The 20,922-nt window shown below is 72.0% G+C and carries 18 protein-coding genes, 1 tRNA gene and 1 pseudogene; 8 read left to right on the top strand and 12 right to left on the bottom strand.

What is annotated here, in order from left to right; genetic code table 11:
- Positions 1–34: 34 nt before the first annotated feature.
- From OG202_RS18750 to OG202_RS18740, 3 genes are all read left to right on the top strand, one after another.
- Positions 35–589: a hypothetical protein gene (locus tag OG202_RS18750; protein WP_328223170.1), complete on the top strand. Its 555-nt coding sequence runs from the start codon at positions 35–37 to the stop codon at positions 587–589.
- 110 nt (positions 590–699) lie between these two features.
- On the top strand, positions 700–1,047 hold the full coding sequence (locus tag OG202_RS18745; RefSeq protein WP_328223169.1) for a hypothetical protein: 348 nt from the start codon (positions 700–702) through the stop codon (positions 1,045–1,047).
- Positions 1,037–1,558: a hypothetical protein gene (locus tag OG202_RS18740; protein WP_327729555.1), complete on the top strand. Its 522-nt coding sequence runs from the start codon at positions 1,037–1,039 to the stop codon at positions 1,556–1,558. The genes OG202_RS18745 and OG202_RS18740 overlap by 11 nt, the downstream gene beginning before the upstream one ends.
- Before the next feature lie 186 nt (positions 1,559–1,744).
- On the opposite strand, the gene OG202_RS18735 is transcribed toward OG202_RS18740, so the two are convergent.
- Entirely contained in the window at positions 1,745–3,151 is a 1,407-nt protein-coding gene (locus tag OG202_RS18735; protein WP_328224691.1) for an amidase, read from the bottom strand.
- A 77-nt stretch (positions 3,152–3,228) separates the two neighbouring features.
- The gene (locus tag OG202_RS18730; RefSeq protein WP_326582552.1) at positions 3,229–4,188 is read right to left on the bottom strand and encodes a D-2-hydroxyacid dehydrogenase; all 960 of its coding nucleotides are present in this window, start codon (positions 4,186–4,188) and stop codon (positions 3,229–3,231) included.
- A gap of 217 nt (positions 4,189–4,405) precedes the next feature.
- Here OG202_RS18730 and OG202_RS18725 point away from each other — a divergent pair, with 217 nt between their 5' ends.
- The 3 genes from OG202_RS18725 to OG202_RS18715 all read left to right on the top strand — a co-directional run bounded on the left by OG202_RS18725 (position 4,406) and on the right by OG202_RS18715 (position 7,301).
- A complete protein-coding gene (locus tag OG202_RS18725; RefSeq protein ID WP_326585810.1) occupies positions 4,406–5,215 on the top strand; it encodes a maleate cis-trans isomerase family protein in 810 nt (269 codons plus the stop codon).
- Entirely contained in the window at positions 5,212–5,946 is a 735-nt protein-coding gene (locus OG202_RS18720) for a maleate cis-trans isomerase family protein (protein ID WP_326582553.1), read from the top strand. Before OG202_RS18725 ends, OG202_RS18720 begins: the two co-directional genes overlap by 4 nt.
- A 248-nt stretch (positions 5,947–6,194) precedes the next feature.
- Positions 6,195–7,301, top strand: coding sequence for an LLM class flavin-dependent oxidoreductase (locus OG202_RS18715; RefSeq protein ID WP_326582554.1), 1,107 nt, complete (start codon positions 6,195–6,197; stop codon positions 7,299–7,301).
- Here OG202_RS18715 and OG202_RS18710 read toward each other — a convergent pair.
- On the bottom strand, positions 7,292–9,163 hold the full coding sequence (locus tag OG202_RS18710) for a putative bifunctional diguanylate cyclase/phosphodiesterase (protein WP_326582555.1): 1,872 nt from the start codon (positions 9,161–9,163) through the stop codon (positions 7,292–7,294). The two genes, OG202_RS18715 and OG202_RS18710, sit on opposite strands and share 10 nt — an antisense overlap.
- 409 nt (positions 9,164–9,572) lie before the next feature.
- Between OG202_RS18710 and OG202_RS18705 the strand changes: the two genes are divergently transcribed.
- Positions 9,573–10,997 carry a M6 family metalloprotease domain-containing protein gene (locus OG202_RS18705; protein ID WP_328223168.1) on the top strand — a complete coding sequence of 475 codons (1,425 nt, stop codon included), beginning with the start codon at positions 9,573–9,575 and terminating at the stop codon, positions 10,995–10,997.
- Positions 10,998–11,161: 164 nt separating this feature from the next.
- Here the strand turns inward: OG202_RS18705 and OG202_RS18700 are convergent.
- The 9 genes and pseudogenes from OG202_RS18700 to OG202_RS18660 all read right to left on the bottom strand — a co-directional run bounded on the left by OG202_RS18700 (position 11,162) and on the right by OG202_RS18660 (position 20,048).
- Positions 11,162–11,235: transfer RNA gene (locus OG202_RS18700), tRNA-Lys, on the bottom strand.
- Positions 11,226–11,942, bottom strand: a complete 717-nt coding sequence (locus OG202_RS18695) for a bifunctional DNA primase/polymerase (RefSeq protein ID WP_326582557.1) — start codon at positions 11,940–11,942, stop codon at positions 11,226–11,228. Before OG202_RS18695 ends, OG202_RS18700 begins: the two co-directional genes overlap by 10 nt.
- Positions 11,943–12,643: 701 nt before the next feature.
- Positions 12,644–13,006 carry a hypothetical protein gene (locus OG202_RS18690; RefSeq protein ID WP_327729560.1) on the bottom strand — a complete coding sequence of 121 codons (363 nt, stop codon included), beginning with the start codon at positions 13,004–13,006 and terminating at the stop codon, positions 12,644–12,646.
- 627 nt (positions 13,007–13,633) lie between these two features.
- The gene (locus tag OG202_RS18685) at positions 13,634–14,062 is read right to left on the bottom strand and encodes a VOC family protein (RefSeq protein WP_327729561.1); all 429 of its coding nucleotides are present in this window, start codon (positions 14,060–14,062) and stop codon (positions 13,634–13,636) included.
- Positions 14,063–14,395: 333 nt separating this feature from the next.
- Positions 14,396–14,860: pseudogene (locus tag OG202_RS18680) on the bottom strand (hypothetical protein); the annotation flags it as partial.
- 101 nt (positions 14,861–14,961) lie between these two features.
- Positions 14,962–16,305 (bottom strand): AAA family ATPase, encoded by a 1,344-nt coding sequence (locus OG202_RS18675; RefSeq protein ID WP_327729562.1) that lies wholly within the window; start codon positions 16,303–16,305, stop codon positions 14,962–14,964.
- A complete protein-coding gene (locus OG202_RS18670) occupies positions 16,302–17,915 on the bottom strand; it encodes a hypothetical protein (RefSeq protein WP_326582562.1) in 1,614 nt (537 codons plus the stop codon). The genes OG202_RS18675 and OG202_RS18670 overlap by 4 nt, the downstream gene beginning before the upstream one ends.
- Positions 17,906–19,069 carry a hypothetical protein gene (locus OG202_RS18665; protein ID WP_326585812.1) on the bottom strand — a complete coding sequence of 388 codons (1,164 nt, stop codon included), beginning with the start codon at positions 19,067–19,069 and terminating at the stop codon, positions 17,906–17,908. Before OG202_RS18665 ends, OG202_RS18670 begins: the two co-directional genes overlap by 10 nt.
- Entirely contained in the window at positions 19,020–20,048 is a 1,029-nt protein-coding gene (locus OG202_RS18660) for a phosphatase PAP2 family protein (RefSeq protein ID WP_326582563.1), read from the bottom strand. The genes OG202_RS18665 and OG202_RS18660 overlap by 50 nt, the downstream gene beginning before the upstream one ends.
- Positions 20,049–20,236: 188 nt before the next feature.
- Here OG202_RS18660 and OG202_RS18655 point away from each other — a divergent pair, with 188 nt between their 5' ends.
- A complete protein-coding gene (locus tag OG202_RS18655; protein ID WP_326582564.1) occupies positions 20,237–20,833 on the top strand; it encodes a histidine phosphatase family protein in 597 nt (198 codons plus the stop codon).
- Positions 20,834–20,922: the final 89 nt, after the last annotated feature.

Below are 20,922 nucleotides of genomic sequence, written 5' to 3'. Positions count from 1 at the left end.
CAGTCCGTTCCAAAAAACGGAAGGTGGAGCTGAATTGACCAGAATCGGAAGAGGGCGCGCGAAGTCGACCGCGGCCGCCGGGGCTCTTCTGGCCGGCCTCCTCGGCGGTGTTCTCGCCGCGCCGTCCACGGCGGCGGCAGCCGGCTCGGGGGACGCGGGGACGCTTGGCAGGTGCGACAGGGTATGGGTGAAGAACGTCTACGGCTACAAGTCCAAGTTCTTCGGCAGGGGTCCTGTCTACTCGGACGGGCCCGGCGGAAAGATGACCCTCACGAAGATCAAAGCAGGGGAGATGGGTACGTCGATCACCGGCACGCTCGGGGTGAGTGTCAAGGCCGCTGTCGCCGAAGCGAAGGCGGAGGTCAGCACGGGCGTCCAAGTCAAGGCTACGTGGACTGCCAGCCACTCCTACGAGCGCGAGATCAGGAGGGGCAAGTACGGCAACGTGCAGTACGGGGTGAAGGGGCACACCGCCAAGGTGGAGAAGTACCTCACGCTCCCTGACTGCAGCAAGTCGCAACGGCAGACCGCGACCGTGGAGCTGGCGAACAAGAGGCAGGGATTCCGGTACTGGGAGACCAACTCCTGATGCGGCGGACTGTGGCGCTTTTGGCGGCCGCAGCCTTCGTCTCCGCGGTCGCGGCCTGCACCGGGGGCGGGGAAACCCGGGGTTCCCAAACAGGTACCCCATCGCCCACGGTGTCCAAGGCGCCACCGGCGCTGTCCGCGCCCGAACTGGAGATGGGGTTCACTGAGGTCTTGTCCCAAGGGGCGACGCGTGGCAGTGACGTATTCAGCCCAGTTCCGCTGCCAAAGGGCGTCACATTGATTGCGCTCGATTGCGTGGCTGATTCCGGATCGCCGATGGTCGACGTCGTCGTCGAAACCGTAGCGACCTTCTCGACCGACTGTAGGAGCGGTGAGGTCAGCTACTACGCACACGAACTCAACCTCTCCACGAAACGCGAGGGGCAAGTCTCGATCGAGGCGCCGGACACTGTGCGGTGGACGATGAGCGTCCAGGTGTCCAAGCCCGATGGCACGTAAGAAGAACCAGAGATCTTCCACTGGCACATCAGAAGGGGTTTTCATGAGGCTCAGGCGTGTGGGCCGGTTCGGCACCACCGGCACGTTGGTCGCCGGGGCGCTTGGCGCGTCGATCGTCTTCACCCCGTCGTCGGCATCCGCGGAAAGCGCATGGGAGTGCTATGGCACCCAAGTCAAGCGCTGCGCCGCCGTCTGGTGGGACGAGACCGCCGACACCTACCGAGCGCGGGCGAAGATCACCGACGTCGCCGGTGGCGGCAGCTACCAGGTCAAGGTCACCAACGTGAAGCTTCAGCGCTTCAGCATTGACAGCGGCTGGGTGACGCTGCGCACCGCGAAGGACGGCGACGGCTGGCATGGCACCGAGGACTTTGCCGGCACCAGCTCCGTCAACCCGTGTAACTGGCCACGGCAGAGTTTCGGCGTGGTGGCGACTTTCAGTTGGAAGGGCGCAGGCTCCGGTGAGAGGACCTGGCGTCCCAACAATTCATGGGGCCTTGTCTGCGACTGACCCGCCGAACGCGTCCGTCCCCCACTGACCGGTGCGGGGCGGACGCGTTTCCCTCAGCGCATGCGCCGAGCGCCCCGCGACCACCCGATCGGCACTACTACCGTTCGACGCGTATCCCTCAAGATCGGAAAGACAACAACTGCTTACGACGCGAGGAGAACCCGCCCGCGGGGCAGCCCGACCCGATCACATGCGGGCCGGAGCCACCTCCGCCTCGTACAACGCATGCGCCACCCGCAGCACCAGGTCGTCCCGGTGCCGGGCCGCGACCACCTGAAGCCCCACCGGCAGCCCGTCCCCGTCCAGGCCCACGGGAACACTCGCCGCCGGCTGCTGCGTCAGGTTGAAGGGATACGTGAACGGCGTCCAGCCGGTCCAGCGCCGATGCCCGGAGCCACGCGGCACCTCGACCCCCGCCTCGAAGGCCGTCACCGGCAACGCGGGCGTGACCAGAACGTCGTACCGCTCATGGAACGCGCCCATCCGCCGCCCGAGATCCATCCGCACATCCACCGCGGCCAGATAGTCGAGCGCGGAGAGCCGCGCCCCGAGCTCCCGGATCTCCCGCAACCCGGGGTCCAGCACCTCCGCCTGACGCGGCCCGAGCCGCTGCGTCACCCGGGCCGCCCCGCTGAACCACAGCGTGTGGAACGCCTCGACGGGATCGGAGAAGTCGGGGTCGGCCTCGCTGACGTACGCCCCGAGTCCGGCGAGCCCCTCCACGGCCCGCCGCACCGCGAGGGCGACGCCCGGCTGTACGGCGACCTGTCCGCCCAGCGACGGCGAGTACGCGATCCGCAGCCCCCGCACCCCACCGGCGAGCGCGTCCACGAACGACCCGGGCGTGGGCCCGAGCCCCGACCAGTCCCGCGCGTCGGGCCCGGAGACCACGTCCAGCATCAGCGCGGCGTCCGCCGCGTCCCGCGTCAGCGGCCCCACATGGGCCAGCGTCCCGAAGGCGCTCGCGGGATACAGCGGCACCCGCCCGTACGTCGGCTTCAGCCCGAACACCCCGCAGAAGGCGGCCGGGATACGCACGCTGCCACCCCCGTCCGTGCCCAGCGCCAGCGGCCCGGCCCCGAGCGCGACGGCCGCCGCGGCGCCCCCGCTGGAGCCCCCGGCCGTACGCGAGAGGTCGTACGGATTCCGTGTCACCCCGCTCAGCGGCGAGTCGGTGACGCCCTTCCAGCCGAACTCGGGCGTCGTGGTCTTCCCCAGGAAGACGGCCCCCTGCTCCCGCAGCCGGGCCACGGAAGGCGCGTCCTCGTCCCAACTCCCCTCGGCCGAGATGGTCTTGGAACCCTTCAGGGTCGGCCCACCCCGCATCAGCAGGATGTCCTTCACCGTGACCGGCACCCCGTCCACCGCCCCGGCCGGCTCCCCGCGCCGCCAGCGCCCCTCCGACTCCCGCGCCTGCGCGAGGGCCGACTCGGCGTCGATACGCACGAACGCGTTCACGGCAGGCTGTACCCGCTCGGCCCGTTCGAGGGCCTCGCGCGCGACGTCCACCGGGCTGAACTCGCCCTTGCGGTACCCCTCGACCAGGCGTACGGCGGACAGCGACGTCAGGTGCGTCGTGTTCGTCGCGTTCATCGCGTTCATCAGGTTCGTCGGGTGCGTCGGCTCCGGCAGTTCCGGCAGTTCAGGCATGTGGCCCCTTCCAGGGGAGTTCAGTGCCCGGGCACGTACCCGCGCTGCTTGTCGACCACGTTGGGCAGCGGCTTTCCCGCCTCCCACAGCTCGAACAACTCCACGAACTGGGAGCCGAGTTCGTCCCGCCACCCCACCGTGTCCCCGCTCATGTGGGGAGAGACGATCAGTCCGGGCACCTCCCACAGCGGATCGTCCGGGCCCAGCGGCTCGCGCTCGAAGACATCCAGCGCCGCCCCCGCGATCCACCGCTTCCGCAGCGCCTCGACGAGCGCGTCCTCCACCACGAGCTGCCCACGCCCCACGTTGACGAACCGCGCGGACGGCTGCATGACCCCGAACCGCCGGGCGTCGAACATGCCGGACGTGGCCTCCGTCAGCGGCGCGGCCGCGATCACCCAGTCGGCGCGGGCCAGCAGCCGGTCGAGCTCCTCGGGGCCGTGGACACCGGCCCGCGCGGTCCGGCCGACCAGGGCCGTATGGAGGCCGAGGGCCTTGAGGTGGCGCGCGATCGCCCGGCCGATCGGCCCGGACCCCACCACACAGGCCCGGCCGCCCGCCACCCGCAGCGCCTCCCGGTGCCGCCACTCCCGCCGCCCCTGCAGCTCCCAGCTGCGCGGCAGATCCTTGGCCATGGCGAGCACGAGCGCGGCGACGTACTCGGCGATCGGCGCCTCGAACACCCCGCGCGCGTTCGTCACCACGGTGTCCTCGTCGGCGGCGAGTCCGGGGCCCAGCAGATGGTCGACACCCGCACTGGCCGTGTGCACCCAGCGCGGCCGGGGCCCGTGGCCAGGCCAGGCGTCCCGCACCGCGCGCGAGGTGAAGTCCCACACCAGCAGCACATCGGCGTACGGCAGCCGCGCGGCCAGCGTCGAGGCGTCGGCGTACTCGACCGTGGCCCGTCCGGTGAGCCGCCCGAGGCGGGGACGTGGCTCGGTGTCGAGCACGAGGAGGTGCGGGCGCTGCGACGAGGTCATAGGCGTAAGACACCAATCACAAAGACAGACCACAAAAGACCGACCACGAGACCGACCACAAGAGACCAATCACAAACGGAAGCGGCTCCACCGGCCCCACGAGATGCGTGTGACATGCACTGATTGACCACGCTCGCACCCGAACCTACCTTCGTCAACACGGACTTGCGCACGGTCTGTCGTCCGCACATCTCTCTCCGTGAGGCCGGTGGCTGTCATGAACGTCTCCTTCCTCGGTGGACCCCGTCCCCAGCGCGGCGTCGGTGTCATCGCCCCGTTCGACTTCGCCCTCGACCGCGAGCTGTGGCGCTGGGTCCCGGACGACGTCTCCCTGCATCTCACCCGGACCCCGTACGTCCCGGTCGAGGTGAGCCTCGACCTGGCCCGCCTGGTCTCCGAGCACGAGACGCTCCACGAGGCGGTCCGGGCCCTGAACGAGGTCGCGCCCGAGGTCGTGGCCTACGCCTGCACCAGCGGCAGCTTCGTCGGCGGGGTGGCCGGGGAGCGCGCGATGGGCGAGGCGATGACCCGCGCGGGCGCCGCGCACGCGGTCACCACCTCCGGCGCGATGCTCGCCGCCCTGGCCGAGCTGAACGCCCGCCGTATCGCCCTGGTCACCCCGTACACCGTCTCGGTCACCCAGTCCCTGGAGGAGTACCTCGCCGAGGCGGGCATCCTGGTCACCGGCCGGTCCTCGCTCGGCCTGGTCCGGCACATCTGGAAGGTCCCGTACCACGATGTGGTCGCCATGGCCCGCCAGGCTGTCCGGGGGGCGGCGCCGGACGCCCTCTTCATCTCCTGCACCAACCTCCCCACGTACGACGTCATCCCCCAGTTGGAAGCGGAACTGCGGATGCCCGTTCTCTCGGCCAACCAGGTGACGATATGGGCGGCGCTGCGTCATCTGGGTACCCGGGCGGTGGGTCCGTACCAGGCTCTGCTCGACGAGTCGGCCAGGCAGACATTCGGTGCGGGACCTGTTCCGCCACCGCCGGTACTGCCGGAAGAACAGGAAGGTTGGGCATGACCGCACTCGGTTTCCTCTACCCGGGCCACTCCGCCGAGGACGACTATCCGCGTATAGAGCAACTGCTCGGCAGTGACATCCGGGTGGACGTGGTGCACACCGACATCGGCGAGGACGCGCACCGCGTGGACGCCCTGCGTGAGATGGGCGCCGCCGAACGGCTGGCCGCCGGCTGCGAGGCCCTCCGCCTCTCCGGCGCGGAGGCCGTCGTCTGGGCCTGCACCAGCGGCAGTTTCGTCTACGGCTACGAAGGGGCCCACGACCAGATCCGCACCCTCGCCCGCACCGCGGGCCTGCCCGCCTCCTCCACCTCCTTCGCCTTCGCCCACGCGGCCCGGGAGGTGGGCGCCACCAGGGTGGCCGTGGCGGCGACCTACCCGGACGACATCGCCCAGATGTTCGTCGACTTCCTGGCGGCGGCCGGGATCGAGGTCCTCTCCGTGCGGGGCGCCGGCATCATCACGGCGGCGGAGGTGGGCACCTGGGGCCTCGACGAAACCCTCGCCCTGGCCCGCGCGGCCGACCACCCCGAGGCCGAGGCCCTCCTCCTCCCGGACACCGCCCTCCACACCGCCTCCCACATCCCCACCCTGGAGAAGGAACTCGGCAAACCGGTCCTCACCGCCAACCAGGTCACGGTCTGGGAGGCCCTGAGGCTGGCGGACAGGAGGGTGAACGCCCCGGAGCTGGGAGCACTGTTCACGCGCGAGCCGATCGTCCAGGTGCGCTAGCCGAAAAGGCCGCACACCCCGCGCCCCTTAGGGGCGCGGGGAACTGCGCGACCAGCCACGACGCTCCCGCAGCCGACAACGAACCAACCCGCCCCCCGGGGGTCGAAGGGGCGCAGCCCCTGGAGGACGGGACGGGACGGGTAGGGGCGGCGGGGGCGGGGGCGGGAATGACTGGCGGGAATAACCGGAGCCACCCTCCTGTTACACGGAACCGTACCCACCGCCGCACGCCCGCAGGAGGCCCCACCGTGACCACAGCCGAGATACGAGGCGAAGCCAAGGGCACCGCCCCGGTCCCCCTCTCCGTCCTCGACCTGGTCACAGTCGGCGCGGGCCGCACCGCCACAGACGCCCTCCGCACCAGCGTCACCCTCGCCCGCCAGACGGAAGACCGCGGCTATCACCGCTACTGGGTGGCCGAACACCACTCCATGCCCGGCGTCGCCTCGTCCTCCCCGGCGGTGATCCTCGCCCACCTCGCCGCCCACACCACCCGCATCCGCCTCGGCTCAGGCGGCGTGATGCTCCCCAACCACGCCCCGCTGGTCATCGCGGAGCAGTTCGGCACCCTCGAAGCCATGGCCCCCGGCCGCGTCGACCTCGGCCTCGGCCGCGCCCCCGGCACGGACGGCGCCACCGCCGCCGCCCTCCGCCGCTCCGCCCGCCTCAACGAGGGCGCCGACGACTTCCCGGAGCAGCTCGCGGAGCTGACCCGCTTCCTGGACGACGACTTCCCCGACGGCCACCCCTACCGCCGTATCCACGCGGTCCCGGGCCCGATCCAGAGCACCTCACCGGGCGGCGTCCAGTCCCCGCACCGCCCCCCGGTCTGGCTGCTCGGCTCCTCCGGCTTCAGCGCCCGTCTGGCCGGCTCCCTCGGCCTCCCCTTCGCCTTCGCCCACCACTTCTCCGCACGGAACACGATCCCGGCGCTCGACCTGTACCGCGAGTCGTTCCGCCCCTCGCCGGTCCTGGACGCCCCGTACGCGCTGATCGGCGTCTCCGCCCTCGCCGCGGACGAGGAGAAGGAGGCCCGCCGCCAGGTCCGGGCCGCCGCGCTCAACATGGTCCGCCTGCGCACCGGCCGCCCCGGCCTCGTCCCGACGCCGGAGGAGGCGGAGGCGTACGAATTCAGCGTGGTCGAACAGGACTTCATCGACTCCTGGAACGCGGACGTCGTCCACGGCACCGTCGACGAGGTCCGCACCCGCCTGGACGACCTCCAGAAGCGCACGGGCGCCGACGAACTGATGCTCACCTCCCACGCCCACAGCCCCGAGCTGCGCCTGCGCTCGTACGAGCTGATCGCGGACGCCTACGACCTGCCGGGAGCCGGGGGCGCTTCTCAGGCCTGAGGGCAGGCCGCCGCCCCCAGCAGTTCCGCGATCCGTTCCGGCGACACCGCGCGGGAGTACAGCCACCCCTGCCCGGTGTCGCAGCCGAGCCGGCGCAGCCGGGAGGCCTGCGCGTCGGTCTCCACGCCCTCCGCCGTGACGGTCAGCCCGAGCCGGTGGGCGAGCTGGACGAGGGCCTCGACGATGATCTCGTCGGCGGGGTTGGGCTGCCCGTCGTCCCCGGCGGCCCCGCTCTCCTCCTCGCTCTCGTACTGGAACCCCCGTACGAACGCCCCGTCCAGCTTCAGCACCGACACCGGCAGCCGGCTGAGGTACGCGAGGTTGGAGTAGCCGGTGCCGAAGTCGTCGATGGCGATGCGTACGCCCATGTCGCTGAGGGCCTTGAGGGCCTGGAGCGGGCGCCCGGCGGAGCCCATGAGGGCGGACTCGGTGAGCTCCAGCTGGAGCAGCTGCGGGGCGAGGCCGGTCTCCGCGAGGATCTCGGCCACGTCGGCGACCAGGTCGGAGTCCCACACCTGCCGGACCGCCACGTTCACGCTGACGAAGATCGGCGCCCGTTCGGGGTGGTCGATCTGCCAGCGGCGGGCCTGCCGACAGGCGGTGGCCAGAATCCATCGTCCGAGCTGGACGATCGAGCCGTCCTCCTCGGCCAGTGAGATGAACCGATTCGGCGTCAACAGGCCGAACTGCGGGTGATGCCAGCGCACCAGCGCCTCCACCCCGCGCACCTCGCCCTCCGCCATGCCCACCAGCGGCTGGTACTCCAGGACGAACTCGCCCCGCCCGACGGCCGCCCGCAGCGTGGACGACAGGGCCTGACGGGTCATCCGGTGGGCGTTGCGCTCCGGGTCGAACAGCGTCCAGCGGGCCTTGCCGTCGGCCTTGGCCCAGTACAGCGTCGTGTCGGCGGCCTGCATCAGCCCGGTCGCCGTCGTGCTCGCCGACTGCCGCTCGACGACCCCGATCGAGGCGGAGACGGACAGTCGCTGACCGGCCAGGTCGAAGGGCGCCTGCAGCGCCTTGAGAACCGAGTCGGCCAGGTCGGCGAGCTGCTCCGTGCCGGTCGAGTCCTCCACGAGCAGTGCGAACTCGTCGCCGCCGAGCCTGGCCACCAGCGGCGCCCCGGCCGCCGTCCCGGCCGTGCGCAGGAGGGCGGCCTCGTCGGCGCATCGGGTGAGTCGTTCGGCCACGGCCGTGAGGAGCCGGTCGCCGACGCGGTGACCGAGGGTGTCGTTGACCGCCTTGAACCCGTCCAGGTCCAGATAGACCAGGCCGATCCGGCCGGTGCCGGCCTCGTCGTAGGACTCCCGTTCGAGGGCGGAGGAGAGCTGTTCGAAGAAGAGGGTGCGGTTGGGGAGCCGGGTGACCGGGTCGTGCATCTGCAGGTGGCGGAGCCTGGCCTGAAGCTGGCGGTTGGCGCTGATGTCGGCGACCGAGAGCAGGACCGCCCGCTCCTCCTCGGGCAGTGGCGCCACCGACACCTGCACCCACAGCCAGGTCCCGTCCGGCTGTTTGAGTCGGCGCGTACAGCGCAGCCGGGACTGCCGGCCGCGCAGCACCTCGCGGTACGCGTGCCAGGTGCGGGTGTCCGAGGTGAGGTCCACCAGGTCGGCGGCGACCCGCCCGGCCAGTGGCTCGGAACCCGTCCCGAGCAGCGTCCCCATCGCCCCGTTGGCGGTGACGACCAGCCCGTCCCGGTCGACGACGGCCATGGCGAGCGGCGCGACGGAGAAGGCGGCGGGCGTCGTGGGACTGTCCCCCGGCGACTCGGACGACTGAACTGACGCATTCGCGTGACGCTCTGTGATGGCCGGCCGGACGAGGTCTGCCGCGGGCGCCGGCCCTTGGGACGTTCCGCTCACCGTTCGCTCCCGCAGTGCACTCGTTTTCGTACGGATCTTCGTGTCTCGTCGGAGCGGCCGAACCAAGTACGTAGGGGCGCTCAAGCCGTGTCCGTGCAGGAAAGTGTGCCGATCATAGAGGCTGACCCCAGGGCCTTCTAGCCACTCTCCAGTCTCCCTGAACAACGACCTGATCTGACAGATCGTTTCTGCCCCGACCTGAACAGCTTCCCCGCTCCGTCGACCGCTTGTGACGTTCTGTGAGGTCCGGGGTGTCGACGGGCCGTGTCCCGGGGGTGTCGGCATCCGGAGGCCGTCCGGCTCCCTCTCGCCCGCTCCTCACCCTTCTGGTGGATACAAACAGGGCAAAGTACTACTAATTCCGAAAATCTGGACGCGGTGTCCCCAAGATCCGCATCCGGAGGTCTCCGTGCAGCGTCCGCTTCCCTGGAAGGAACTCCTCGGCGACCGGGCGCCCGGTCTGCGCAGTGCAGCGGCCATGCTCACCTCCCTCACCGCGCTCGCCGCGACCTCTCTGATCGCGGCACCCTCCGCCGTTCCCCTGTCGGAGCCGTGCACGCTGCGGCGCACGCAGGCGCACCATTCGGAGGGTCTCGACACCTGGAACTCCGCGTATCCACGCCCCACCCGCGACCTCGACGCCGTACTCGTATTCTTGTCATTCCCGGACGCGGCCCCTCTCACCACACCGGCCGAGCTGACCGCGGATCATTTTCCGGCCACCAGTGAGTTCTTCGAACGCGCGTCGTACGGCAAGTTCGCCCTGCGACCCCATCCGCGCCGCGCGTGGCTGGAGATGCCGCGGCCGTCGACGGCGTACGCCATACGACGTGACTGGAACGCGACGCACCGGTCGGCCTATCTCAGGGACGCGCTCGCCACGGCCGACCCGCACGTCGACTTCTCCCGCTACGACATCGTGTACTTCGTCGCCGATCCGCACGCGCCCGGCGTCGACTCGGACGCGACGAAGGTGGTCAACCTCGAACACCCGTTGGAGGTCGACGGTACGGATCTCCGCCGGGTCGTCACCGTGTTCGAGCGGCACCCGCCGGACCGTCTCGTCCTCGCCCATGAGACCGGCCACGTCTTCGACCTCCCCGACCTCTACCACCGCCCCTCCGACGGCAAGGGCGACTGGGACACCCACGTCGGCGACTGGGACCTCATGGGCAGCCAGTTCGCTCTGGCCCCGGACCTGTTCGCCTGGCACAAGTGGAAGCTGGGCTGGCTGGAACCGCGCCAGGTGGCGTGCGTACGGGGGACGGGGAGCACGTGGTTGACGCTGGAGGCGGTGGGGGCGGGGCCTAAGGGGGCGTACGAGGGGGAGACGGGTGAGGACGAGGGCGGTGCGGTCGGGTACGCGGGCGGTGGGGGAGGTGTCGTTGAGGCGGCCGGGGCCGGGGCTGGGGCCGGGGTCGGGGCTGGTGACGGTGCCGGCGGGGGCGGCGGGGGCGGGGTGGCGGCCGGTCCAGGGGTGCGGGTGTTCGGGGCCGGTCGGGGCACGAAGCTGGCGGTCGTCCGGACCGGTCCCGACAGCGCGCTCGGTATCGAGGCGCGGGGCGCGGTCGGCAACGACGCTTCCGTCTGCACGCAGGGCGTCCTCGTCTACCGCATCCGCGGCGGCGCCGAGTCCGGCAGTGGCCCGATCGAGGTCCTCGACTCCCATCCGCGCACCGAGGCCTGCTGGGAGGAGTCCGTCTATCCGCCCCTCGCGGACGCTCCGGTGGGCGTGGGTGAGAGCTTCACGGTGCCGGGGGAGGGCGTGCGGGTGGAGGTGCGGGGCCGCACGGCGTCCGGAGCCTGGACGGTGCGGATCACGACGGGGCGGTGAGGGGGTGGGTGGTGACGGGGGCGTGGTGACGGGGCGCGTGGTGTGCCGACGGGGCTGCCGGGGCCTTGGGGCCTCGGGGTACCGGCGTACCGGCGTACCGGCGTACCGGCGTACCGGCATGCGAAAGAAGCCCCTCGCTTCCGCGAGGGGCTTCTTTCGTGTCGTGCGCCGCCAGGGACTCGAACCCCGGACCCGCTGATTAAGAGTCAGCTGCTCTAACCAACTGAGCTAGCGGCGCCTGCTGACGTCGTAGACCTTAGCACCCTGATCGGCGGGAGGAAAAATCGATACGCGCACGGTCGCGGAGGCACTCGTCCGGCCCGCCCGGACGGCTGCCCAGAGCAGTACCTCCGGCCCGGGAAGCCAAGGTCGCAGGGTGTCCGGGGCGACGAGCCAGCGGGAGCCGGGCAGGGTGACGCCGGGGCGGCCGAGCGCGGCGCCGGGGCCGCCGAAGCCGTCGCCGGCTCTGCCGCCGTCACTGCCACCGACACCGGTGTCGCCGGTGTTCCCGAGGCCGTCCGGGGCGAGGACGGCCGGAACGGTGACGGCGTCGCCGGTGCCGTGGCAGAGGAGGGGTGGGACGTCGCCGGTGCGGCCGGGGGAGCTCCACTCCTCCCACTCCAGGAGGGTGGGCAGGCGGTGGGCGGTACCCGGGGAGGCGAACAGGAGGATGCGGCCTCGGTACACGGCGACCGGGCCGGAGCCGGGGCCCTCGTCCCATAACCGGTCGAGCATCCGCCGCCCGAAGAACGCCGGCACGCTGACGACGTCGAAGACGGTTCCGCACGGCAGCACCACCGGTGCGGTCGGCCGCTCCTCCCACAGCGCCATCGTGCTTCGCGGATACGTTCCTGCCGAGGCCAGCCAAGTCGCCCCCTCCACCGTGACCCCCGCGACATCGACCCCGTCCCGCGGGTACCTGCCCGTCCCGACTCCACTGCTCATACACCTAGGTCTACCGCCCGCGACCACCCGACCCCGGGCGGTTACCGGAAACTGATACGCGAGATGGGCAAGTGGGGTATCTTGCCCACCCGGCATATGCCAGACGGTGTTTCGCGACCCGCCCGCACAGCCATGCACGGCGCCCGAAAACCGCGCCGCCTGGCGCTGCGCAGCCCGTGCCCGTCGGCGGGAAACCGTGCCGCCTGGCGCTGCGCAGCCCGTGCCCGTCGGCGGGAAACCGTGCCGCCTGGCGCTGCGCAGCCCGTGCCCGTCGGCGCGTAGCCACACCGCCGGGCCCTGCGCAGCTCCCCGCCCAGCAGCCGGCAGCCGTTGCGCCGACCCGTGGTCCCGCCCCGCTCGCCGCCGATGCGCCACAGCGCCTCGCCGTCCGCGGCCGGACACCGCACAGCCTCCCCGCCCGGCTACGGTCAGGCTGCCCGGCTGCGGGCAGTCGTGCCGCCGGGCACCGCACGGCCTCCCCGCCCGGCTACGGTCAGGCTGCCCGGCTGCGGGCAGTCGTGCCGCTGGGGCGGCACGGGTGGGCGCGGGCGGCACCCGGCCGGCGCCGGTGAGCGAAACCCGCCCCCGGTCGGCCACGGCTCCGGGGCGCCGGGCACCCCCGGCCGACGCCGGTGAGCGAAACCCACCCCCCCCCAGCCACGCAGCGGAGCGCCTGGCGCCCCCGGCCGCGCAGCGCCCGCTCAGATGGACTCCGGCCCGCTGACATCCCGCCCCCGCGCCAGCTCCCGCCCGTACTCGACCATCTTCTTGGCGTAGTCCTCGGTCCACTCCGCCCGTTCCGCGATATCCGCCGAGGTCAGCCGATCGAACCGCCGAGGATCGGCCAGCTGTGCCGCCGCGATCGCCTGGAACTCCACGGCCCGGTCCGCCGCCGCCCGAAACGCCTGCGCCAACTCCGTCGCCCGCGACAGCAACGCCCGCGGATCGTCGATCGACTCCAGATCGAAGAAGTGCTCGGGATCGCCGGCCGCCTCCGCCGGCTCGAAGAGCAGGGGCGCGGGGCGTAGCCGCGGTTCGTTCCGATGCGACGTGGGCTCCGCCATGTCTTCTCCTCCTCGTACGACGGTTCAGCGGCCGGTCCCCCGGGAGCGTCCCGGGAGGAGGGCCACCGTCCATTGTCTCGTGACAGCGCAAGTAGGCATCGACTCCACCCAGCGCCCCACACGCCGCCCCAAACACCACCCCCACACACCGGGCGCCCGAGGGCGCCGCCCCGCTCTCACCCACCCAGGGGCACCTCCCCCGACCACACGCGCCCGAGCACCGCGCACGGTCCCCGCCCTAAGGTCGCCAGGCCCCCGATGCTCCGCCAGCTCGACCAATGCTGCGTGGTTCGCCGCCCAGCCATGTCGCACCGTCCAGAGCCTCAGCCTGCCGCGCCAGGGCGGCGGATCGGTTCTGTGACCTGCGACGACCAGATCTGTTGAGACGTGGGGAAGTCGAAATTCTCAGATGATGGGGTCCCTGGTCAGCTGATTGACTGCCGTGGCGACAGGCCTTCTGACGGCAGCGATGGGAACAGGTCACTTGTCGTAGTCCGTCGAACGGGCCGGACGGCTCGCCCGTCCCGAGCGCCTGATCCGGCGATCTGTGCCACGGCGCCCTCACCGGTCGGGGGCGGTTCTTCGTCTCGGCCCATGGGGACAGGACGAGGACAGGTTCGCGGCCCCTCAGTCGATACAGAACTCGTTGCCCTCAATGTCCTGCATCGGGATGCACGAATCATTGCCGTCATACAGCGTTCGCACGTGTACCGCGCCGAGCGGGACCAGTCGTGCGCACTCGGCCTCAAGCGCGGCGAGGCGCTCCTCACCCACGAGTCCGGTGCCGACCCGCACGTCAAGATGCAGCCGATTCTTGACGGCCTTGCCTTCGGGGACGCGCTGGAAGTACAGCCGCGGGCCCACACCTGAGGGATCACTGCAGGCGAACCATGAATCCCGCTGCTCAGGTGGCTGCGAGCGCTTGAAATCGTCCCAAGTGGCAAACCCCTCCGGTGGCGGCGGTACGACGTACCCCAGCACCTCGCACCAGAAACGAGCGAGGCGCTCAGGCTCTGCGCAGTCGAAGGTGACTTGGAACTTCTTGATCGATGCCATCGGTCCACCATATTGGGGCGTGCTGTTCACCGAGATCCCGGGTTCATCGCCGTACGGGTCGATGTCCCTTCTCACTAGATCTTGCAGAAGGCGGGCTGCTGACCTGGGGTGTGACAGGTAGGAGTGGGGTTTCCGCCGGGGCTGTCGGGGTGCTTCAGAGGTCGTGTTGGCGATGCCGGGCGTGTGTCTCGTCGATCATGACGACGCTGATGCGTCCTGAGCTGGGCTGTGTCAGGACGGTGAGAGGGCTGCGTCCAGAGCTCTCACCGAAGGTGGCTGTTTCCGGGGCAGGTCAAGAGACAGGGGGCTCGGCCGGCCCTGGAGCCGGTCTGTCTACTGGCCGTGCAGCCAGACCCGCAGCGGACCGACCGGCTCGAAGCCATGGCGGACGGCGGCCGCCAGGTCCTCGCCCTGCTCGTAGCCGACCACCGGCAGGGTGGGGAACAGCCTGTTCACGGCGTCCAGTACGACCGGGCAGGCCGCGTCAGGGCCGCCGTCCAGCGCGAAGACGTTGGAGATTCCGACCACCTGGTCACTGGGGCTCGCCACCGCTCCGGCGACCACTCGGCCGTCGGCGGACTGTCCAGCGAGCACGAAGGTAGCTGGGTCGTCGAGTAGTTCGGGTCGGAAGAGTTCCGCGTTGCCGCCCCTGTCGTCCCAGGCGAGCGCCCAGGCCCGCAGCATGTCCGGATCGCCCGCCACGTCCCAGGAAAGATCCGGCGCCAGGGCGGGCGCACTTGCCGGGCGGTGGATCCACTGTGCCTCAAAGAGCACCTGGAAGCCGGCCTCCGTCACGTCTGGATACCCACACATCGAAGGCTGCCCTGTAACGGTACTCACGCACGCCCGAGTGATGTGAGCAGCGGCTCCCTGCCTGGCGCGGGAGGGGCCGCTCCACGCTACGGCCGCCACGACACCCGGTGGTGGGACAGATGATCCATTGTGGTCATCATTGCCTCCCAGCCGTCCGGGAACTTCACGGTCACGCCCAGTTGGACCGGCTCGGTCGACGGGTGGTCGTCGAGGAGATCGGTCACGCCCGCACGGCAGACGACGATGCACGCGTGCCGGTGCCGGGAGGCGAGGACGCACAGGCGCCCGGTCTCCAGGTGGAACGCCGTCGCGTCGGGGCGCCCCGACAGCGGGTGCAGGACGACGGTGACGTCGTACTCCCGTCCCTGCAGCCGATTCGCCGTGTCCACGACCACGTCCGCGACACCCAGCTCGGCCAGCGCGGAGCGCACCCCCGCGGCCTGGTCGCGATGGGCCGTACCGACGGCGATCCGGTCGGCGGTCAGCGGCACGGGCTCCTCGGACCGCTCCGAGGTCGCCGCCCCGCCCCGGTCGAGCAGCCGCCGCACGACCCGCGCGACGGCCCGGACCGCCTCGGGATCGGTCCGTGGCGTGTGCCGGGCGGGCAGCTCCAGCAGCCCCCACCCCGACCCGGCCGCCTCGTCGATGACCCGGTCGGGCCCCGATCCGTCCGACGGCACCGCGAACCCGAGCCGCCGGTCGCCGTGCCCCGTACCGCTGCGGAAGGGGGTGAAGGGATAGAACGCGTCGGAGACCAGGGGCGCCGCCGACGCCGGGAGCCGCCACGACACCGGCAGCCGGTGCTGCGGCAGCTCGGGGTTGTGGGCCAGCAGGGTCGTCACCGCCGAGGCCGACGGATCGTACGACAGCCCCGCCCACTGCTCGCTGCCCACGATCGCGAACGGGTCCAGCTGCCCGGGGTCACCCACGAACAGCGCCCGCTCGAACAGCCCCGCCACGGCCAGCAACGCGTCCGACCGCATCTGGTACGCCTCGTCGACGATCGCGTGCCGCCACGGCTCGACCCCCTTGACGTGCGCCCACTTCGCGGCCGTGGAGATCACGACGTCCAGCCCGGCCAGATCGGCCGCCTTCGTCGACTTGCGTACGTTCGACAGGTCGTCCAGCGCTTTGTCGTACGGGTCGCTGTCGCTGCTGTGCAGCCGGCCGACCGGGAGGTCCGGCTCCTTCTCCGCGAGCCGGATCACCAGGTCGTCGACCTGTGCGTTCGTCTGCGCGATGACCATCAACGGGCGTCCGGCGGAGGCGAGTTCGAGCGCGGCGCGGACGACGAGCGTCGACTTCCCGGCGCCGGGCGGCGAGTCGACGACGACGCCACGCGCGTCGCCGTGCAGGGTGTCGCGCAGGATCGCGTCGGTGGCGCGGCCGGCCGCCGCCCCGGGGTCGAGCACGGCCTCGGCGGGGCTCATAGGACGTCCTCCTCGGTCACCGGGTCCGGCAGCGGTACGGCGTCGGGTTCACCCGGCGGCCCGCCGTGCGTCCACGGTGTCTCCTCCGGGTCCGGCAGCTTCGCCCCGCCCCGCTGGTCGTGCTCGAACAGGGTGAAGCAGAGCAGGTCCCCCTTCTCGGGGACCGACCCCGCCTCCGGCTCCTTGCCCCGCCCCATCCTGTCCGTGATCCGCAGCACGAGGAGCCCGCCGTCGTGCCCGCCGGTCCCGTCCTCCTCGTACCCCACGAACTCCGCCGTCTGCGGCTTCCCGCCCAGCGAGCGGTACACCTTCGCGCGCTCCCCGAGATGCGGCCGGTCCTCGGTCCGTACGGTGACCAGCGGCCGTGGGCTGGGCCGCTTGCTCTCGCTGTACGCCATGACGACGTCCGTGACCTCCCCGGCGAACGCCTCCCCGGCCAGCCGCCGCCCGGCCATGACGAGCGGGTCGTCCAGGGCTTCCTGGGCGTCGAGACGGGCCTGTTCACGCTCGCGCGCGGCCAGCTTGTTCGCGGCGGTGACCGCGTCGTCGAGGCGGGGCTGCGGGGGCTCCCCGGCGACGATCCGGTCCCGGTGGCCGGTGAAGGACCAGCGGTCGCGGGTCCACCGGTCGGCCGCGTGGGCGCCCTCCGGCAGGGCGCGCAGCAGGTCGAGGCCGTGCCAGACGGCGTCCCAGGTGGGCCGGGTGCGGCTCTCGACGAGGGCGCGGATCTCCCGCTCGGCGGCGGTCAGCGCCCCCAGCCGGTCGTCGGCCTCCAGTCCGTCCTCGGCGGCGGCCAGGGCGAGCCGCGCCCGGTCGTACCGCTCGATGGCCGGGGCCAGCAGCTTGTTGTCGAACGCCGGATCGGTCGCGGGCCCGGCGGGCGGGCACAGCAACTGGCCCTCGGCGTCCCGCGCCAACTCGGCCCGCCGCGCCGCCACCTCGCCCGATTCCCCCTCCGGGGGGTCGATCCAGGCGAGCAGCGACCCCAGGTGCTGGTCCTCCACGCCCGACTGGCCGGTCGCGTAGTGCCGCGACAGCAGGTCGGTGAGCGCGAGCAGCAGTGAGGAGCCCGGCACCCGCGCCCGCTCCCCGAAGTGCGTGAGCCACCGCCCGAGCAACGGGACACGCGGCGGCGCCGGATGGGGTGCCTCCGGGTCCTGCTCGGCGGTGCGCCGGAACCGCATGGAGCGCCCGAGAAGGCGTACGAGGTCGATGCCCGTCCGGCTCGGCAGGATCAACTGGGGTGCGTCCGCGCACAGTTCGACCTCGACCTTGACGCGCTTGCCGGTCTCCGGGTCGGTCTCGCCGCGCTCGGCCGCCTCCACGACGTCGGCGTAGGAGTCCACGTACGGCAGCACGATGTCCGCCAGCTCGGCGAGGAACGCGAACCGCAGGTCACGGTCACGGGGCTGCGGCACCACCAGCAGCCGGGGCGCGTCCCGGTCGGTGCCGACGAGCGCGCCGAGCGGGGCCCCGGCCTCACCGGCGGTGGTGAGCGGCACGAGGACGAGGGGGCGGTCCGACAGATGCCGGTGCAGGACGGTGGCGGCGGGCTGGGCGCGGCCCGTGCTGACGGCTTCGAGGCGCGCGAGGGTGGCGATCAGCGACACGCGGCATCCTCCCGGGGCGCGCCCGCGGTGCCCAGTGCTTCGGCCCGCAGCTCCGCCGCCCTGCGCAGCGCGGCCACGGCGGGGTCGTCCGGGTCGCCGGCGTGGCCGTGGGCCGCCGCCAGGACGTCGTCGACCGTCGTGAGGCCGCCCAGTTCGGCGCGGGTGGCGCGGCCCAGGGACGTCACCGCGCCCTCCGTGCGGGAGCGGCTCCGGCAGTGGAAGGCCAGCTCGCAGGCGGCGAGGCACTCGGGGGCGTAGCTGGCGGACAGCGTCTCCACGGCGGTCGTCAGCTGCTCCTGCGGCAGCTCCGGGGCGAAGCAGGTGCCCTCGGGGAGGGTGTCCGCGATCTCCTCGATACGGGTCAGTCGCGCCAACTGGCGGCGGGTGACCGCCCGTTGCTTGCGGACGTCCACCGCGGCGGCCGTCGGGAGGTTGGTGAAGTCCCTGGGGCAGACCAGCAGCACCCGGTGGCGGACCTCCGGGGCGGGGGCGCCCGCGCGGGTGTCGCCGCCGAGCCGGGCGGCGACCTCCTCCAGCGCCAGCACGTACACCGCGGACTGGCGGGCCGCCGCGCCCACCTTCGCCGGGTCCGCCGAACCGTCCAGCATCGGGAAGGACTTGATCTCGACGACCGACCAGGTGCCGTCCGGGTGGACCACCACCGCGTCCGGCTCCAGGAAGGCGGGGGAGCCCGCGACGTCGAGCGCGAGCATGGGGTGGTCGAGCAGCGCCCAGCCGCCGGCGTCCGTGGCGTCGCGCAACGCCAGTGCCGTACGGGCGGCGCGGCCCTCGGGGCCCACGGCGGTGAGGTCGGGGACCGAGGCCGAGGTGGGCGGCTCGGCGCCGGGGTCCAGTCTCTCGTGCACCAGCCGCAGCAACTCCGCGCCGCCGTCGGCCTTGACGCGGGCCTCGAAGGCGTTGCCCCGCATGAAGGCGAACTGGGACTGGCCGAAGGCGGAGGGCGAGCCGAGCGCGTCCGCCAGGACCGCCTTGTTCACGCCCGCGCCGTCCAGCAGCGCGCGGCGCTCACAGCCCGGGTTGGCCGCGAGCGCGGCGAGGGCGCGCGCGTCCAGCGCCTTGGGTGGGACCTCGGGGCCGCGTAGCTCAGCGAGCCGCTGCCGCAGCGCCGTCCCCTGCCTCCGAGGGGGCGGCACCCGGCTCGGGTCCGGTGATCCGCTGCCGTGGAATTCGCTCACCCGGGGAAGTCTGGCACCCTCCACTGACAATCGGGGAAACCGAGGCACGAGAGGCGACCGTGGCAGGAGCGACCGGCTCCTCCGCGCGCCGTCGGTCGCCGCCGCCGAACCGGCCCTCCGCCGCCGTCCCGAGGCCGAGGGAGGCCCGGCACCGGTCCGCGGTCCGCAGCACCAGCGGTGTCAGCAGCAGGCCCGCCCCCATCACGGCGGCGCCCGCCACGGCGTCGAGGAAGTAGTGGTTCGCGGTGCCCATCACCACGATCGTGGTGATCAGCGGGTACGCGACGGCCGCGGTCCGCACGAGACGCGAGCCGCCGCCGAAGCGCCAGAGGATCACACCGCACCACAGGGCCCAGCCGACGTGCAGGCTCGGCATCGCCGCGTACTGGTTCGTCATCCCGCCCAGGCCGCGGGGCGCGCTGGCCTCGCCGCCCCACCAGCCCCACGAGCTGTAGTGGGCCATGGTGTCGACGAAACCGTGGGTCGGGTCGAGCAGCCGGGGCGGGCAGGTCGGGAGCAGGGTGAAGCCGATGAGGCCGATGAAGGTGGAGGTCAGCAGCCAGGTGCGGGCGGCGCGGTAGCGCACCGTGCGGGACCGGAAGAGCCACACCAGGAGCGCGGGCGTGACCAGGTAGTGCAGCGACGCGTACCAGAAGTCGGCGGGGATCCCGATCCAGGGCTCACGGGTGAACAGACGGTTCAGCGGATGCTCGGCGTTGAGCCACAGGGCCTTCTCGATCCGCAGGAGCGCCAGGCCGTGGTCGACGGCGTGGGAGGTGTCGCCGCGGGCGAGCAGCCGGCCGGCCGAGTACGCCCCGTACACCAGCAGGATCAGCGGCAGCTCGGTCCACCAGCGGGGCCGGGTGGGCGCCGCCTCGGTAACCGGTGCGCCGGTCGTTCTGGTAACCGGTGCCTCGGTCGCCTCGATCTGCGGCATCCGAACGTCCTCCCCCATCTGCGTGCGGCGATGTTCACCTGTGTGTGGTGCTGCTGTGGCCCAAGTGCAAGACGATGTCCAAGACGCTGGGATCGCCTCTCGGGTTGCCCCCCGACAGCGTGAGCGATGATGGAACGGTTCGCCTCCGAATTCTTCCTTCTCCCAGAAGGCCCCTGGAAAGGTCGCTCATGGCACCGCGCATCCTGCTGGCCCGGCACGGACAGACGGAATGGTCCCTGCTCGGGAAGCACACCGGCAGGACGGACATCCCCCTCCTCGACGAGGGCCGACGCGGTGCCAAGCTCCTCGGGGAGCGCCTCCACCGGGCACCCCTGGACGGGCTGCCCGGTGTCGACGTCCGGACGAGTCCCCTCTCCCGCGCGCGTGAGACGTGCGAACTGGCCGGCTTCGGCGAGCGGGCCACCGAGTGGGACACGCTCATGGAGGTGGACTACGGGGCGTACGAGGGACTGACTCCCGCCGAGATCCAGGACTTCCGCCCCGGCTGGCTCATGTGGCGCGACGGTGTCCCCGAGGGGGAGACCCTGCGGCAGCTCTCCGCGCGCGCGGACGAGGTGGTGGCGTGGGCGCGTTCCGCCGAACGCGACGTGCTCGTCTTCGCCCACGGCCACATCCTGCGCTCCATAGCCGCGCGCTGGCTGGGCCTCGACCTCGGCTTCGCCGCCCGTATCCGTCTCAACCCGACGTCCCTGTCGGTGCTGGGCTGGGCCTACGGCGACCCCGCGATCGAGTCCTGGAACGACACGGGGCACCTGGCGGGCTGATCATCATCGGCCGCCAGGCATGGCTGCGGGCAGTCGTGCCGCCGGGGGCGCCGGGGGAGGGGCGGCGGCACCCGGCAGGCGCCGGTGAG

The sequence above is a fragment of the Streptomyces sp. NBC_00310 genome (assembly GCF_036208085.1).
Taxonomy (GTDB): Bacteria; Actinomycetota; Actinomycetes; order Streptomycetales; family Streptomycetaceae; genus Streptomyces.
This window is presented reverse-complemented; position numbering and strand designations above follow the sequence as displayed.

Excerpts from the sequence above, each read along its gene's own strand:
- OG202_RS18740 (WP_327729555.1), top strand. The coding sequence starts at position 1,037 with ATGGCACGTAAGAAGAACCAGAGATCTTCCACTGGCACATCAGAAGGG.
- OG202_RS18735 (WP_328224691.1), bottom strand. The coding sequence starts at position 3,151 with ATGAACGCGACGAACACGACGCACCTGACGTCGCTGTCCGCCGTACGC.
- OG202_RS18730 (WP_326582552.1), bottom strand. The coding sequence starts at position 4,188 with ATGACCTCGTCGCAGCGCCCGCACCTCCTCGTGCTCGACACCGAGCCA.
- OG202_RS18725 (WP_326585810.1), top strand. The coding sequence starts at position 4,406 with ATGAACGTCTCCTTCCTCGGTGGACCCCGTCCCCAGCGCGGCGTCGGT.
- OG202_RS18720 (WP_326582553.1), top strand. The coding sequence starts at position 5,212 with ATGACCGCACTCGGTTTCCTCTACCCGGGCCACTCCGCCGAGGACGAC.
- OG202_RS18695 (WP_326582557.1), bottom strand. The coding sequence starts at position 11,942 with ATGAGCAGTGGAGTCGGGACGGGCAGGTACCCGCGGGACGGGGTCGAT.
- OG202_RS18690 (WP_327729560.1), bottom strand. The coding sequence starts at position 13,006 with ATGGCGGAGCCCACGTCGCATCGGAACGAACCGCGGCTACGCCCCGCG.
- OG202_RS18685 (WP_327729561.1), bottom strand. The coding sequence starts at position 14,062 with ATGGCATCGATCAAGAAGTTCCAAGTCACCTTCGACTGCGCAGAGCCT.
- OG202_RS18675 (WP_327729562.1), bottom strand. The coding sequence starts at position 16,305 with ATGAGCCCCGCCGAGGCCGTGCTCGACCCCGGGGCGGCGGCCGGCCGC.
- OG202_RS18660 (WP_326582563.1), bottom strand. The coding sequence starts at position 20,048 with ATGCCGCAGATCGAGGCGACCGAGGCACCGGTTACCAGAACGACCGGC.
- OG202_RS18655 (WP_326582564.1), top strand. The coding sequence starts at position 20,237 with ATGGCACCGCGCATCCTGCTGGCCCGGCACGGACAGACGGAATGGTCC.